Consider the following 14,623-nt stretch of genomic DNA (forward strand, 5'->3'; position numbering starts at 1 on the left):
ATAACTATTTTATCAAAAATATATGTAAAACTCCAAATAAATACCTCAACTGCACTTTCTTGGCAAAAAAATAGGCAGAACAAGCGCCCTGCCTAAAATATATATTTATAAAGATTAAAATGTAGATAATTGTCAAATAGGATATTTATATACATTCTTAGCAACATGCAACTCCTCTTATCTTGCTTCTTGCTATTCTTTACGTTTGACGACTTCTACCACATCCCCTACACTTTGGAGTTGGTCAATTTCCTCATCGCTGATTTCGATATTAAATTCATCTTCCAGTGTCAAGATAAACTCCATCAAATCAACTGAGTCAGCATCCAAGTCGTCTTTCAGACTCAAGGATTCTGTCACGACAAAGTCTTCTCCCTGTCGCTCTTGGATAATGGTCACAATACGGTCAAAAATTTCTTTTTCTGTCATCTCTTTTATTCTCCTGAAAATTCACGCGCAGTCTTGACAACTACGTCTGTTTCTAACATGGTACGAATCTGGCGAATCGTACTATAAACAGCCTTGGCATCGCTTGAGCCATGAGTCTTGACAACCGGTGCCTTGACACCAAACAAGACTGCTCCACCAACATCTGAGTAGTTGAGCTGTTTTTTCAAACCTCTGAGGCTGTCCTTGAGAAGGATGGCGCCTAGTTTCGCTCGGAGACCACCACCAGTGATGGAGTTCTTGAGCAAGCCCATGATTCCCATAGCTGTCCCTTCAATGGATTTGAGCACAGCGTTTCCCGTGAAACCATCTGCCACAACAACATCTGCAACGCCATTCATCAAATCACGCGCTTCCACGTTTCCGATAAAGTTTAAACTTTCATCAGCCACCAGTAATTCATAGGTTTCCTTACGAAGCGGGTCGCCCTTACTACTCTCTGTTCCGTTATTGAGCAAGCCAACACGTGGTTGCGCAATTCCACGAACATTTTTAGCATAGAAGGATCCTAGAACCGCGTATTGATGGAGGTGCTGGGCTGTATTTTCCGCATTAGCACCGAGGTCTAGCATGTCAAAACCTTTCCCATCAATAGTCGGCAAGGTTGACATAAGCCCTGGTCGGTCGATGTTCTTGATACGACCCACGATGAAGAATCCAGCAGCCAACAAAGCACCTGTATTCCCAGCTGATAGTACAGCGTCTGCTTCGCCTTCTTTGACAGCCTTGGCCGCCAATACCATACTGGCATTCTTCTTCTTCCGAATAGCTCTCGTCGGTTCATCGTCTGAATCAATCTTCTCATCCGTATGGATAATGCTGACGCGCTCTGTCTCTGTTAGATATTGCTTGATTTTGCTTTCATCTCCATAGAGTTGAACCTCAATATCTGAAAAGTCAGCTAGGGCTTGATTGACACCCTCAACGATGGCTTGAGGTGCGTAATCGCCCCCCATGGCATCTACTGCGATTTTTTTCATTTCTTTTCCTCTTTTAGTAATTGTCCCCAGTCGGATAGGGAATCAATAAATTTCTTTGATTTTAGGTGAATCCCAACGTACTCTTCGTATAGTTGATCCATAAATTTGCGTAGCTCTTGCTTGATTTCAGGCTTGAGCGAAATGGTCTCCAAGGTCTCAAAATCAATGGCTTGAAACTGATTGAGCAAATAAGGGATATTAGGATTGAGATGGCAACGTCTCTCATCTTCATGATAATGTTCTGGACAGAGGCAGGCTCCATATTTGAAAGAAAAGTCAAAAGCCTGACCGATCCGATGACAAAAAACACACTCATTAAAATTGAGACTAATCCCAAATCGAGTCAAGATTTGAATTTCAAAAATATTGGTCAAAACTTGATAATCCAATCCCTCTTCCATCAACTCCAAAGTTTTTTGCAAAAAAGCAAACAAGGGAGCATCCTGCTGATTGTCCTGCAAACTAGCATCTGTAAGAGCCGCCACGTAGGTCGCATAGGCCATGACAAAGAGATCGCTATTAATCTTTGGAAAGGTCATCACCTCATGATAGTCCTCAATGTAGCTAAGCCCGTCATCATTGATTCGTAAGAGAAATCGAGCCAGCACCAAGGGTTGAATAACAGGAGCCAGCTTAGACTGACCAGCGTGTTTGACAAAAAACATGCGCTTGCCAGCCTGTTCAGTAAAAATCTTGACTAGCTTGTCATCCTCACGAAAATTGCGATTATAAAGCACCAAGCCTTGACTCGTGATAGACTGAATCATGCTTCTCTCATGTACTCCTCAAGTCGTTTCATGGCTTCTTTGATAGTCTCCATGCTGGCTGCATAAGATAGGCGAACATATCCTTCTCCATAACGCCCAAAGGCAGCACCAGGAATAAAGGCAACAGCCTTCTTCTGAGCAAAATCCTTCAGAAAAGCAAAAGAATCTTGATTGTAACCCGCTGGAATCTTAGCAAAGATATAGAAGGCACCGTCTGGTTTGATAATCTCAAAACCAAGAGCAGTCATTTTCTCGATAATATAGTCCCGCCGCTGGATGTATTCCTTCTTCATAGGTTCCGCATCGTTTTTACCAGCCATCAAGGCTTCCACCGCAGCGTGTTGAGCCATGGTATTTGCGGCAGTGACCAAGTACTGGTGACTCTTGATCAACTGAGCTGTAAAGGCTGCAGGAGCGAAAATCAAGCCCAAACGCCAACCTGTCATAGCATGCGATTTAGACAAACCATTGATAATGATAGCTTGATCTCTCAACATAGTTCCTAGAGACACATGGGCTTCCCCTGTGTAGGTCAATTCTGAGTAGACCTCATCACAGACAACGAAAATTTCGTACTTGCGTAAAACAGCTGCCAAGGCTTCCAACTGCTCTCGACTATAGGTAATTCCTGTCGGATTAGCTGGATAGTTGAGAATAACCGCCTTGAGCTTGTCACCCTGCTCCAAAATGGCCTTCTCCAACATCTCAGGAGTCAAGACAAACCCATTTTCAGTCGTATCAATCTCGACAACCTCTGCCCCAACTAGATTGACAATTGGTTCATAACCTGGGTAGGCAGGAGCTGGCAAGAGTACCTTGTCTCCCTCTTCCAAAATAGCTGTCAAAGTAGCAGATAAAGCCTCTGTCGCCCCAATTGTAACCAAGATTTCATTTTCAGGAGCATAGTCCAGTTGGTACTTTTCCTTAACAAAGTCACTAGCTGCTTGACGTAAAGTCAGCAGGCCACTCATCCCTGTATAGTAGGATTGGTTCTGGTCAATCGCTCGCTTAGCCGCCTCCTTGACATGGTCTGGCGTTGTAAAATCAGGTTCCCCCAAGGTCAAACGCAAGACCCCAGGAATCTCCGAAATAGCCTGGTCAAACTGACGAATCAACGAAACTTGAATCTTATCTAACTGTTTATTAAAGCGCTTAGTTAAGTCCATAGATACCTCCTACTTTCAAAACGTATCTCTATTATACTACAAAAGCCCCCCGACCGCAAAAATACATTAGAGAATAGCTTTCCACTTTCTATTTTACTTTTCCTGTTTACAGGTCTATAATGGTAACAGATTCTATTTGGAGGTTTTTATGTCATTTCTATCAAAAAATGGAGCAGGCACCTTGGCCTGCCTTCTCATTTCCATCCTATCTTGGTACTTAGGAGGATTCTTCCCTGTGATTGGCGCGCCTGTTTTTGCGATTTTCATAGGCATGCTTCTCCATCCCTTTCTCTCGCCCTACAAACAACTGGATGCTGGATTGACCTTTAGTTCCAAGAAATTGCTCCAGTATGCTGTTATCTTGCTTGGTTTCGGTCTCAATATCTCGCAAGTCTTCGCAGTTGGGCAATCTTCACTCCCTGTCATTCTGTCCACCATCTCAATAGCCTTGATTGTTGCCTATCTCTTCCAGCGCTTCTTTGCACTGGACACAAAACTGGCCACCTTGATTGGAGTAGGTTCTTCTATCTGTGGGGGTTCTGCCATTGCGGCGACAGCGCCTGTTATTCACGCCAAGGAAAAGGAAGTCGCCCAAGCCATCTCCGTTATCTTTTTCTTCAATGTCTTGGCTGCGCTCATCTTTCCAACCCTCGGCACCTGGCTTCATCTATCCAATGACGGCTTCGCCCTCTTTGCAGGAACTGCAGTCAATGATACTTCCTCTGTAACCGCCACAGCTAGCGCCTGGGATAGTCTCTACCAGACAAATACCCTCGAATCCGCAACCATTGTCAAACTCACACGTACTCTGGCTATCATCCCCATCACTCTCTTTCTCTCCTATTGGCAAAGTCGCGAGCAAAAAAATAAGCAAGGCCTACAACTGAAAAAAGTCTTCCCACTTTTTATCCTTTACTTTATCCTTGCATCTCTCCTAACTACTATCCTAACCTCTCTCGGTGTGTCCAGTAGTTTCTTTACCCCTCTCAAACAACTCTCCAAATTTTTCATTATCATGGCCATGAGTGCTATCGGTCTCAAAACTAATCTGGTCGCTATGGTCAAATCCAGCGGAAAATCCATTGTTCTCGGAGCCATCTGCTGGATTGCCATCATCCTGACCAGTCTTGGTATGCAGACCCTTATTGGCATTTTCTAACACAAAAGGTAGCCCACCAGCTACCTTTTTCTTATGCTTCCTCAATCAAGCGTGTATGTTCTCTCTTAATACAACGATTCATCACGATATCATCACATCCACCAGCACGCAAGATTTCTTCCGCTTCTAGACTTTCAAGTCCTAGCTGTGCCCAAAAAATCTTAGCATCAGCTTTGAGAAAATCACGCGCCACATCAGGCAAAAACTCGCTGCGACGGTAAACATTAACAATGTCTACAGGAAAAGGAATCTCTGCTAGGCTAGCATAAGCCTTTTCACCCAAGATTTCTCCACCTGCAACCTTAGGATTGACTGGGATGATTTTATAACCCCGAGCCTGCATTTCCTTGGTCACTCGATTGCTGGTTGTTTCCTCACGGTCTGACAAACCTACCACAGCAAGGGTTTTACTCGCTGCGAGATACTGACGAATCACGCCATCACTTGGATTGATAAATTCTTGACTCATAGAAATCCTCCTTTTCATCAGTATAGCACATTTTGAAAAGGCTTGCAGATTTTGGCTACAAAAAAGCTCCTAGCAGTTCACTTCTGCTAGGAGTATGTTTTATTCTAAGCGAAAACTTAAATCTTTTTCTCAATACTGAAAAGTGGAGAAAGTGGGCGTTTTTCATGGATACGTACGATAGCATCCCCTAATAGGTGAGCGATTGAAATCTGCTCAATCTTATCAATCAAACGCTCTTCTGGGAGATAGATGGTATCCAAAACAACCAATTTCTTAATAGCTGAATTTTGGATATTGTCCATAGCAGGACCAGAAAGAACTGGGTGCGTACAGCTTGCATAGACTTCAACAGCACCAGCTTCCGCAAGGGCATCTGCCGCATGACAAATCGTTCCAGCTGTATCAATCATATCATCAATCAAGATACAAGTCTTGCCTTCGACCTTACCGATGATGTTCATGACTTCACTAGTATTCATCTTATCAACGCTACGACGTTTATCAATGATAGCGATAGATGTTTTCAAAAATTCTGCCAACTTACGGGCACGAGTCACTCCTCCATGGTCTGGGCTGACAACCACATAGTCAGAACCAACCATGCCACGACGCTCAAAATAATCCGCAATCAGAGGAGCCCCCATCAAGTGATCCACAGGAATATCAAAGAATCCTTGAATCTGCGCAGCATGCAAGTCGATGGTCAATAAACGATCCACTCCAGCTACTTCAAGCATATTTGCGACAAGTTTTGAAGTGATTGGCTCACGCGCTCTCGCCTTTCTATCCTGACGTGCATACCCATAGTAAGGCATGACAACATTGACAGATTCTGCACTCGCACGCTTCAAAGCATCCACCATAATCAAAATTTCAAGCAGATTGTCATTTACAGGCGAGCTAGTTGATTGTAGAATAAAGACGTGTTTCCCACGGATTGATTCTTCAATGTTGACCTGAATCTCTCCATCTGAAAATTGGCGAACACTTGATTTCCCCAACTCTATCCCAATCTCCTGCGCCACACGTTTTGCCAATTCTTGATTAGAAGAAAGGGCAAACAGCTTTAAATCAGAAAAAGACATGATTTCCTCCGGTATATATGTATCACTTGTGCTTTTCACAAGATTTTTCCATTTACCATTGTAGCGCTTTTTGCACTATTTTTCAATCAAAAATAAAAGAAGGGCAGCATATTTGTACCCTTGCATCATTCTTTTGAAAAATATTCTAGTTCATCAACTCATTGTGCTTCTCAACAAAGCGATACGCCTGATAAAAACCATAAAGAGTAATAGCCGTAACCACTGGAATCGCTAAAGGCAACTCTGTCTCCAACTCCACAAAAGGAGAGTTAAACAAGAAATGAGTTCCCAAGGCTAAACCTAGGAAAATAAGCCCCTGTTTCTTGCCAACCTTCTGCCCTTTATAGGCTCTGTAAAGCAAGTAAACACCTACTACAGCCAAACCTGAAAAAGTCCAGTGAGAGGCAATTCCTGAGATGATACGCTCTAAAATTCTCGAAATAGTAAAGTCAAAGCCCTCTGGCAAATCCGTACGAATGTAGCCAATATCCTCAATCATTTGGAATCCCAAACCAGAAGCAATGCCTAGTAAAAACAAAGATTTTAATTTTCGCACAGGAACCAAAACTAAAACAAAGACAAGTGGCAATAATTTCAAGGGTTCTTCTACCAAAGGAGCCACAATAGCACTTTCAAAGGCATTTAAAAATCCACTATCTGGGAAAAGAACGCCCAGCAAATCATGGATATAGGTATTAGCAAAGCTAGACAACCAGCCTGAAAGGAACATTCCTCCCAATAAAGACAAGATCAAGGAGTTCTTTGGCAATTCCCATTTTTTCCCAATACGGAAAAGGAAATAAAGAGCCGGAATCATGTAAAAGAGAGCTAGAAAGATAGAAACTCCCATTAGTCCATATTCCGCACCTGACATCGAACCATCCGTATAGTAGATAGTTTCATACTGCAAACCAATACATAGCAATAAGATAAAAATAAATAAAATGCTGTTTTTCTTCATACACTTTCTTTCTAAATGAAGTATTTATAATTCTACAACTGTCATACTTCCTGTATCCACATCGTAAATAGCACCAGAGATAATGACATCATCTGGTATTAGGGGAGACTCGATAAGGAGTTGCATATCCTCGCGTACACTCTCCTCTATATCTTGGAAGGGCAAGAAGTCCTGGTCTGACACATCGACACCCAATTCTTCCTTCAAATACTCCTGAAAAGGGCCATTTTCAAAAGTCTGAGCACCACAGTCTGTATGGTGTAACACCACAATCTCTCTTGTCCCCATTTGTTGCTGGGAAATCACCAGAGAACGAATCATGTCCTCAGTCACTCGACCACCTGCATTCCGCAAGATATGAGCATCCCCAAGTGCCAATCCCAAAGCTTGCGCAACGTGCAGACGAGAGTCCATACAGGTCACAATAGCCACTCTTGTTTTGGGTTTAAGTGGTAGATTTAACTGCCCATGTAGGGCAACATAAGCCTGATTGGCTTGCATAAACTGTTCAAAATACGACACGATTCCCTCCTCGAAAATTTGATAGTCAAATATTTCTCCTATCTTATCATTTTTAAGAGGATTTGTCACGAATTATGCAAAGACCTTTTTCAAAACTTCCTGAATCGTTGTCACCCCAATAACCTGAATTTCCTTAGGCGGAGTGATTCCTGTCAAGGAATTCTTAGGTACATAAATCTTAGTAAAACCCAGTTTAGCAGCTTCATTGATGCGCTGCTCGATACGATTGACACGGCGAATCTCTCCAGTCAAGCCCAGTTCGCCTACAAAACATTCCTGAGGATTAGTTGGCTTGTCTTTATAACTCGAAGCAATGGCAACAGCAACAGCTAAGTCAATGGCAGGTTCATCCAATTTGACACCGCCAGCAGATTTGAGATAGGCGTCCTGATTTTGCAAGAGAAGACCTGCACGCTTTTCCAAAACAGCCATAATCAAGCTGGCTCGATTGAAATCAAGTCCTGTCGTCGTACGCTTGGCATTTCCAAACATGGTCGGTGTTACCAAAGCCTGAACCTCTGCCAAAATCGGACGCGTCCCTTCCATGGTCACAACGATTGATGATCCAGTCGCTCCATCCAAACGCTCTTCTAAAAAGACCTGGCTAGGATTGAGCACCTCAACCAAACCGCCCGACTGCATCTCAAAAATCCCAATCTCATTAGTGGAACCAAAACGATTTTTAACCGCCCTCAAAATACGGAAGGTATGGTGACGCTCCCCTTCAAAGTAAAGCACCGTATCCACCATATGCTCCAACATACGAGGACCAGCCAAGGTTCCTTCCTTGGTCACATGACCTACGATAAAGATGGCGATGTTATTAGTTTTGGCCAGCTGCATCAGTTCAGCCGTCACCTCACGCACCTGAGAAACAGACCCCTGCACCCCTGAAATCTCAGGAGACATAATAGTCTGAATGGAATCAATAATGAGGAAGTCTGGCTGGATTCTTTCCACCTCAGCTCGAATACTCTGCATATTAGTCTCTGCATAGAGATAAAACTCGCTATCGATATCTCCCAAGCGCTCTGCTCGCAACTTGATTTGCTGGGCAGACTCCTCCCCACTGACGTAGAGAACAGTCCCCACTTGGGACAACTGGGTTGAGACTTGTAGGAGAAGGGTTGATTTTCCAATCCCAGGATCCCCGCCGATGAGGACGAGACTTCCTGGTACCACTCCGCCTCCAAGTACACGGTTGAATTCGTCCATATCCGTCTTGGTTCGATTAACGTTGATAGAAGTCACCTCAGCCAGTTTCATGGGCTTGGTTTTCTCACCTGTCAAGGACACACGCGCATTCTTGACCTCGGCAACCTCAACCTCTTCTACAAAAGAAGACCAAGACCCACAGTTGGGGCAACGCCCCAGATATTTAGGGGAATTATACCCACAATTTTGACATACAAATGTCGCTTTTTTCTTTGCGATGATAAACCTCTTTCTATATCTCTAACTCACATTCAATCACTTGGCAAAAATCAATCTTCTCGTCTGGTACAAATTGGCGCATGAGCATTCGATGAGCGACAACTAGCACTGTCTGGTAGTCTCGGTACTTAGCCATGCATTCTAGAAAACGAGACTTCATCTCTTCAACTGTCTCATATTGAATAGGACTATTAGGAAGTAACTCCCCATTATTTTCTAGAAACATAGTACGAGCTTTTTCAAAATTATCTGTGCCACTTTCATAGACCTGCCATTCATGTAATAATGGCTCCACTCTCAAAGGAAGTCCCGTAGCACAAGCCACATAAGAAGCCGTTTCTAAAGCTCTTGTGACTGCAGAAGATATGATTATTTCAGCTGAAGGGAGCAAGGGATTTTTGCTCAGTTTCTGGGCTTGCTTCCGTCCCTCCTCAGACAAGGGTGCCAAATCTATCCCAAATCCCGTATAAGAACGCTCCTCTAACTCACAATAATCTGGCTCCCCGTGACGTACAAAGATAATCTTCATTCTAGTGCCCTGTCGATCCAAATCCACCAGTTCGCACGCCATCAGCTGCATCTCCATCTGCAATTAAGAAAGGAGCAAAGACAGCCTGGACAACACGTTCTCCAACTTCAAGAACAACTTCTTGATCTGTGATATTCTTCATCTGAGCAAAAATATGCCCTTCATTCCCAGGATTGCCATAATAATCCCCATCAATGACCCCAACTGAATTAATTAAAACCAAGCCCTTCTTACGAGGGTTTGAAGAACGATCATAGAGGTAGAGAACCTCAGTCGGCTGCATATAAGCCTTAACTCCTGTCGGAACCAATACAATCTCTCCTGGCGTAATAACCGTACGCACAGCAACCTTTAAGTCGTAACCAGCCGCATGCGCTGTCTCACGCTTGGGCAATAAATTTTTATCTGTAAAAGTCGAAACCAATTCAAAACCACGAATTTTCATCATCTTCTCTTTTCTATTATCATTTATTCTAGATTATTCTATCTTATTTATTCGTAAAAAGCACGAAAAAAAGAGCACACAATTCAAATCGCTTAGGGCTGCTGGATTCCTCCCCTGACCCGCTTCACGCAGAACTGTTGCTCCACCGTTTATTATATCACATTTCTATTCATTTTAAAAGTAAAATTATTTTTTCCGTCTATTTCTAAAAAAGTCCTGCATGATAGCTGCGCATTCATCTTCCAAAATTCCTGTTTCAACCTCCACACGGTGATTGAGACGCTCATCTGTCAAGATATCGTACAAACTCCCAGCAGCGCCAAATTTCTGATTTTTAGCCCCGTAGACCACGTTTGGAATACGGGCAAGTCCAATCGCCCCACTACACATAACACACGGCTCAATGGTCACAAAAAGCGTGCAATCAAGCAAGCGCCAGCTCTCCTCACTCAGATTCGCATTCTCTATGGCCATAACTTCCGCATGCATAACCGCTCGCTGCAGTTCCTCACGCGCATTATGCCCACGGCCAATGATTTCTCCGTCCTTGACAATCACACAACCAATTGGAATTTCATCGTGTTCAAGAGCAATCTCAGCCTCTCTCAAAGCTTCCCTCATAAAGACTTCTTTTTCTTCAACTGTATAATTCATCAATTTCCCTTTTACTACTTATCGATTTTATTATTATATCATGAATCCCAAGACAAAAAAAGCCACCGAATGCGGTGACTTTATAGGGAGATTATTATGAAAAAGAAAAGTTTAGGATATTTGTTACAACAAGTTAGGAGGTCTTCTTGTAACTGTCTATAGTATACCCGACCTATCTTAAACAAATCTTAAAAATCTCTTAAGACCAAACACTTTCTAAAATATTTGTTTGTTCACGACCAGGACCTACTGAAAAAGTAGAAATACGAACGCCAACCAATTCACTCACACGACGAACATAGTTACGCGCATTCTCAGGAAGATCTTCCAAATTACGAACTCCGGTAATATCTTCTGACCAACCTGGCAACTCTTCATAGATAGGCTTGCAACGCTTCAATTGCTCAAGACTAGCTGGATAGTAGTCAATACGTTGACCATCAAGATCATAGGCCACACAGATTTTCACTGTATCCAAACCACTCAAAACATCGATAGAGTTCAATGAAAGGTTCGTAATACCAGAGACACGGCGGCTATGACGCATCACAACTGAGTCAAACCAACCCACACGACGTGGACGACCAGTTGTTGTACCATATTCATGACCGACTTCACGGATACGTTCTCCCACTTCATCAAACAACTCAGTTGGGAAAGGACCGTCTCCTACACGACTAGTATAAGCCTTACATACACCAACAACCTTGTCAATCTTACTTGGACCAACACCAGAACCAATGGTCACACCACCAGCCACAGGGTTTGATGACGTAACAAATGGATAGGTACCTTGGTCGATATCTAGCATAACACCTTGTGCACCTTCAAAAAGCACACGTTTACCGTTATCAAGCGCATCATTCAAAATGACAGATGTATCTGTCACATACTTCTTAATTTGTTGACCATATTCGTAATATTCTTCAAAAATATCATCGAAAGCAATCGCTTTACTGTCATACAATTTTTCAAAAAGACGATTCTTTTCAGCAAGGTTACGTTCTAAACGCTCACGGAAAATATCTTTATCCAAAAGATCTGCGATACGAATCCCAACACGAGCAGCCTTGTCCATATAAGCTGGACCAATCCCCTTGATTGTAGTACCAATCTTATTGTCGCCCTTAGCTTCTTCTTGCAAACGGTCTAACTCGATATGATAAGGCAAAATAACATGCGCGCGATCAGAAATACGCAAGTTATCAGTTGTCACACCCTCCTCATGAAGATAGCTCAACTCTTTTACAAGAGATTTAGGATTTACAACCATTCCGTTACCAATAACAGAAATTTTTTCAGGGAAGAAAATCCCGGATGGAATCAAGTGCAACTTAAATTTCTTACCATCAATCACAATTGTGTGACCTGCATTATCACCACCTTGGTAACGTGCAATCACTTCTGCATTCGCTGAAAGGAAGTCAGTAATCTTCCCTTTACCTTCATCACCCCATTGGGTACCTACAACAACAACTGAAGTCATAATCTTGTCTGAGCCCTCAGGCTCTTCCTTTCTCACATACATGGCAGGACTCTCACCTGCAATTATATCTTACAATTTATTATAAGAAAAAATCGACTTTTTATCAAGAAGAAACAATAGAAAGATTTGCTATTTCCAACTATTAAAAAATGATTTAGAAATAATTCCGGCTATTTATCATTATTTTCCCACAAAAAATTAAATTTGTTCGGAAATTAACTCATACTGTCTCAACAAGCAACAAAACCTTGTTTCATTATCAATTTTTCAAGATACAAACGATAAGCAACACGATAATGGTAAACAATAAAATCCCGATGATTCCCAATGCTATATCGGAAAAGATAATAAATCAAAAATTTAAAATGAAAATGTTCCCAGTCAAAATGATCTCCGAAGAACGTACCATACTCTTCTTCAATATTTCTATAAAAATCCGTCATCTGCTCATAAATCTTTTGTAACATAAGCCTATACCCCTTTACTTTTTATAAGCTTATTCTAACAAAAAATTTTACACATTCACTATCAATTCCTGAATTGCTTAAAAACCAACCTCAAAAAGATAACAAATAGGAAAAGTTGACAGAATAGGAACAAATTTACTACCTAAATTAGACTATTATGGATCTTATTAACTGTGTTAAATACTAAAAGAGACTGAGGCAAAAATCTTAAATTAAGAAAACGCATAGCATCAGATTGTACTGACCCCAATCTGTATTGCACAGGGCTAAGTCCTTTTAGTTTTACCCTAATTCGTTTGTTGTTGTAGTAATCAATATAGTCTACAATGGCTTGTTCCAATTGCTTAAGCGACTGAAACGACTTCTCATAACCGTAAAACTTCTCCGATTTCAGAATCCCAAAGAAGGACTCCATCATACCGTTGTCTGGGCTGTTACCCTTGCGCGACATGGATGCTTGAATTCCCTTACTCTCTAGGAACCGATGGTAAGCATCGTGTTGGTATTGCCAACCTTGGTCACTATGGAGAATCGTATTCTCGTAGTGCTTCTCTGTGAAGGACTGTTCCAACATGGTTTTTACTTGTGCTAAGTTCGGTGAAGTTGAAAGATTATAGGCAATAATTTCGCTATTAAAGCCATCTAAAACAGGCGATAAATACAATTTCTGCGTGCTATTTGGAATGGCAAATTCTGTCACATCTGTGTAGCACTTTCCCATTGTTTTAGAGCCTTCAAATTGACGTTGAATGAGATTATCTGCCTTCTTACCATGAGAAGAATATTTTCGTTTCTGTCGCATTTTAGCTTGTAAATTGAGTACTTTCATCAAGCGTTGAACTCTTTTCTGATTTACCAGATAACCACGATTTCTTAGTTCTAAATGAATCCGACGATAACCATAATTTCCCTTGTGTTCGATAAAAATTAATTGAACTTCAGCTTTAAGCTCTTGGTCCTTATCTGGTTTGTCTAGCTGTTTCAAGTGATAGTAGTAAGTCGAACGAGCTAGTTTAATGGCTTTTAGAAGAATATCTAACGAAAACTCAGTCATTAATTCTTGAACAATTTCGGTCTTTCTTCTTTCTCTTTTTTCTCCTTCAATCGGAGTTCTCTCAACTTTTTTAGGATGACATTCTCCGCTCTCAGGTAGTCATTTTCTGCTTGAAGACGTTCTAATTCTGTCCTCTCTTCAGGTCTCTTTTTTGGCTTACGTCCCATTTTAGGTACTCTCCCTCTTGTTTTCTCAACAATAGTATACCCGTTTTTCTTGTATTGTGCTAGCCAGTTAAGAAGTATCGTACGACTTGGGAGGCCGTATTCAAGAGAAACTCTATCTTTAGTCCAGCCTTCATGTAAGACTTTATGAATCATTTCTTGTTTTAAATCAGGAGAATAGTAACGATTTTTTCCTTTTTTGACGAACTTTATTCCGTAACGATCAATCAATTTAATCATGTATCTAAGATTAGAATTGTTTATCCCAAATTTATTTGAAAGCTTCTCTAGCTATATCCTTATTTTCTAAGTTCATAGATCTGAACTTTATCATCATATGTTAATTTCATAATAAAAACACCCCAAAAGTTAGATTTTTCAGACTGTTTTTAAAATCTTTCTCAAGGACAAATATAAAATCGTCAACACTTTGAAAACTTCAAAAAAAGTATTTTCATCGCTCTAAACATCAAAAAACAAAGGACGAAATTTGTCCTTTCTAGATATTACCTTTTCTTCAATCCACTACAGTTGACAGAGAGCCTATTTTTATGTTCACCAAAATAAAAAAAGAGGCCTAAACCTCTTTTTCTTAACTACTCCGCCAGTAGGACTCGAACCTACGACATCATGATTAACAGTCATGCGCTACTACCAACTGAGCTATGGCGGATTAAAGCTAAGCGACTTCCATATCTCACAGGGGGCAACCCCCAACTACTTCCGGCGTTCTAGGGCTTAACTTCTGTGTTCGGCATGGGTACAGGTGTATCTCCTAGGCTATCGTCACTTAACTCTGAGTAATACCTACTCAAAATTGAATATCTATTCAAA

General features: G+C 41.6%; 15 protein-coding genes, 1 tRNA gene, 1 rRNA gene, 1 other RNA gene and 2 pseudogenes. 2 read left to right on the top strand and 18 right to left on the bottom strand.

Annotation, left to right across the window (positions count from 1 at the left end; translation table 11 throughout):
* Positions 1–192: 192 nt before the first annotated feature.
* The 4 genes from O3616_RS09145 to O3616_RS09160 are packed head-to-tail and all read right to left on the bottom strand — an operon-like array spanning position 193 to position 3,360.
* Positions 193–429, bottom strand: a complete 237-nt coding sequence (locus tag O3616_RS09145; RefSeq protein WP_004269958.1) for an acyl carrier protein — start codon at positions 427–429, stop codon at positions 193–195.
* A 5-nt stretch (positions 430–434) separates the two neighbouring features.
* On the bottom strand, positions 435–1,427 hold the full coding sequence (plsX, locus tag O3616_RS09150) for a phosphate acyltransferase PlsX (protein WP_371638693.1): 993 nt from the start codon (positions 1,425–1,427) through the stop codon (positions 435–437).
* Positions 1,424–2,194, bottom strand: a complete 771-nt coding sequence (recO, locus tag O3616_RS09155) for a DNA repair protein RecO (RefSeq protein WP_070842474.1) — start codon at positions 2,192–2,194, stop codon at positions 1,424–1,426. The genes plsX and recO overlap by 4 nt, the downstream gene beginning before the upstream one ends.
* Complete coding sequence (locus tag O3616_RS09160; RefSeq protein ID WP_070842475.1) at positions 2,191–3,360, bottom strand: pyridoxal phosphate-dependent aminotransferase; 1,170 nt, start codon at positions 3,358–3,360, stop codon at positions 2,191–2,193. The genes recO and O3616_RS09160 overlap by 4 nt, the downstream gene beginning before the upstream one ends.
* Positions 3,361–3,508: 148 nt before the next feature.
* Between O3616_RS09160 and O3616_RS09165 the strand changes: the two genes are divergently transcribed.
* Positions 3,509–4,519, top strand: a complete 1,011-nt coding sequence (locus O3616_RS09165; RefSeq protein ID WP_371638694.1) for a YeiH family protein — start codon at positions 3,509–3,511, stop codon at positions 4,517–4,519.
* 31 nt (positions 4,520–4,550) lie between these two features.
* On the opposite strand, the gene O3616_RS09170 is transcribed toward O3616_RS09165, so the two are convergent.
* The 12 genes and pseudogenes from O3616_RS09170 to O3616_RS09225 all read right to left on the bottom strand — a co-directional run.
* A complete protein-coding gene (locus O3616_RS09170) occupies positions 4,551–4,988 on the bottom strand; it encodes a CoA-binding protein (RefSeq protein ID WP_004269962.1) in 438 nt (145 codons plus the stop codon).
* Between the two features lie 116 nt (positions 4,989–5,104).
* Positions 5,105–6,073: a ribose-phosphate diphosphokinase gene (locus O3616_RS09175; RefSeq protein ID WP_000010168.1), complete on the bottom strand. Its 969-nt coding sequence runs from the start codon at positions 6,071–6,073 to the stop codon at positions 5,105–5,107.
* A gap of 145 nt (positions 6,074–6,218) precedes the next feature.
* Entirely contained in the window at positions 6,219–7,034 is an 816-nt protein-coding gene (locus tag O3616_RS09180; RefSeq protein WP_371638695.1) for a PrsW family intramembrane metalloprotease, read from the bottom strand.
* A 24-nt stretch (positions 7,035–7,058) separates the two neighbouring features.
* A complete protein-coding gene (locus O3616_RS09185; protein ID WP_004237611.1) occupies positions 7,059–7,556 on the bottom strand; it encodes a carbonic anhydrase in 498 nt (165 codons plus the stop codon).
* 72 nt (positions 7,557–7,628) lie between these two features.
* Entirely contained in the window at positions 7,629–8,990 is a 1,362-nt protein-coding gene (radA, locus tag O3616_RS09190) for a DNA repair protein RadA (protein ID WP_371638700.1), read from the bottom strand.
* Between the two features lie 13 nt (positions 8,991–9,003).
* Entirely contained in the window at positions 9,004–9,561 is a 558-nt protein-coding gene (locus tag O3616_RS09195; RefSeq protein ID WP_371638697.1) for a histidine phosphatase family protein, read from the bottom strand.
* Positions 9,521–9,964, bottom strand: coding sequence for a dUTP diphosphatase (locus O3616_RS09200; protein ID WP_371638699.1), 444 nt, complete (start codon positions 9,962–9,964; stop codon positions 9,521–9,523). Before O3616_RS09200 ends, O3616_RS09195 begins: the two co-directional genes overlap by 41 nt.
* Before the next feature lie 56 nt (positions 9,965–10,020).
* Positions 10,021–10,116: signal recognition particle sRNA small type (gene ffs, locus O3616_RS09205), an RNA gene on the bottom strand.
* A gap of 34 nt (positions 10,117–10,150) precedes the next feature.
* Positions 10,151–10,618, bottom strand: coding sequence for a tRNA adenosine(34) deaminase TadA (gene tadA, locus O3616_RS09210; protein WP_049487500.1), 468 nt, complete (start codon positions 10,616–10,618; stop codon positions 10,151–10,153).
* 199 nt (positions 10,619–10,817) lie between these two features.
* On the bottom strand, positions 10,818–12,104 hold the full coding sequence (locus tag O3616_RS09215) for an adenylosuccinate synthase (protein WP_001832534.1): 1,287 nt from the start codon (positions 12,102–12,104) through the stop codon (positions 10,818–10,820).
* A gap of 230 nt (positions 12,105–12,334) precedes the next feature.
* The gene (gene comW, locus O3616_RS09220) at positions 12,335–12,571 is read right to left on the bottom strand and encodes a sigma(X)-activator ComW (RefSeq protein WP_049487499.1); all 237 of its coding nucleotides are present in this window, start codon (positions 12,569–12,571) and stop codon (positions 12,335–12,337) included.
* Between the two features lie 241 nt (positions 12,572–12,812).
* Positions 12,813–14,139: pseudogene (locus O3616_RS09225) on the bottom strand (IS3 family transposase); the annotation flags it as partial.
* A gap of 23 nt (positions 14,140–14,162) precedes the next feature.
* Here O3616_RS09225 and O3616_RS09230 point away from each other — a divergent pair.
* Positions 14,163–14,293: pseudogene (locus O3616_RS09230) on the top strand (ISL3 family transposase); the annotation flags it as partial.
* A gap of 95 nt (positions 14,294–14,388) precedes the next feature.
* Here O3616_RS09230 and O3616_RS09235 read toward each other — a convergent pair.
* Both O3616_RS09235 and rrf read right to left on the bottom strand, forming a co-directional pair.
* Positions 14,389–14,462: transfer RNA gene (locus O3616_RS09235), tRNA-Asn, on the bottom strand.
* A 5-nt stretch (positions 14,463–14,467) separates the two neighbouring features.
* A 5S ribosomal RNA gene (gene rrf, locus O3616_RS09240) occupies positions 14,468–14,583 on the bottom strand.
* Positions 14,584–14,623: the final 40 nt, after the last annotated feature.

It is taken from the genome of Streptococcus sp. 27098_8_86 (genome assembly GCF_041432595.1).
GTDB lineage: Bacteria > Bacillota > Bacilli > Lactobacillales > Streptococcaceae > Streptococcus > Streptococcus pneumoniae_F.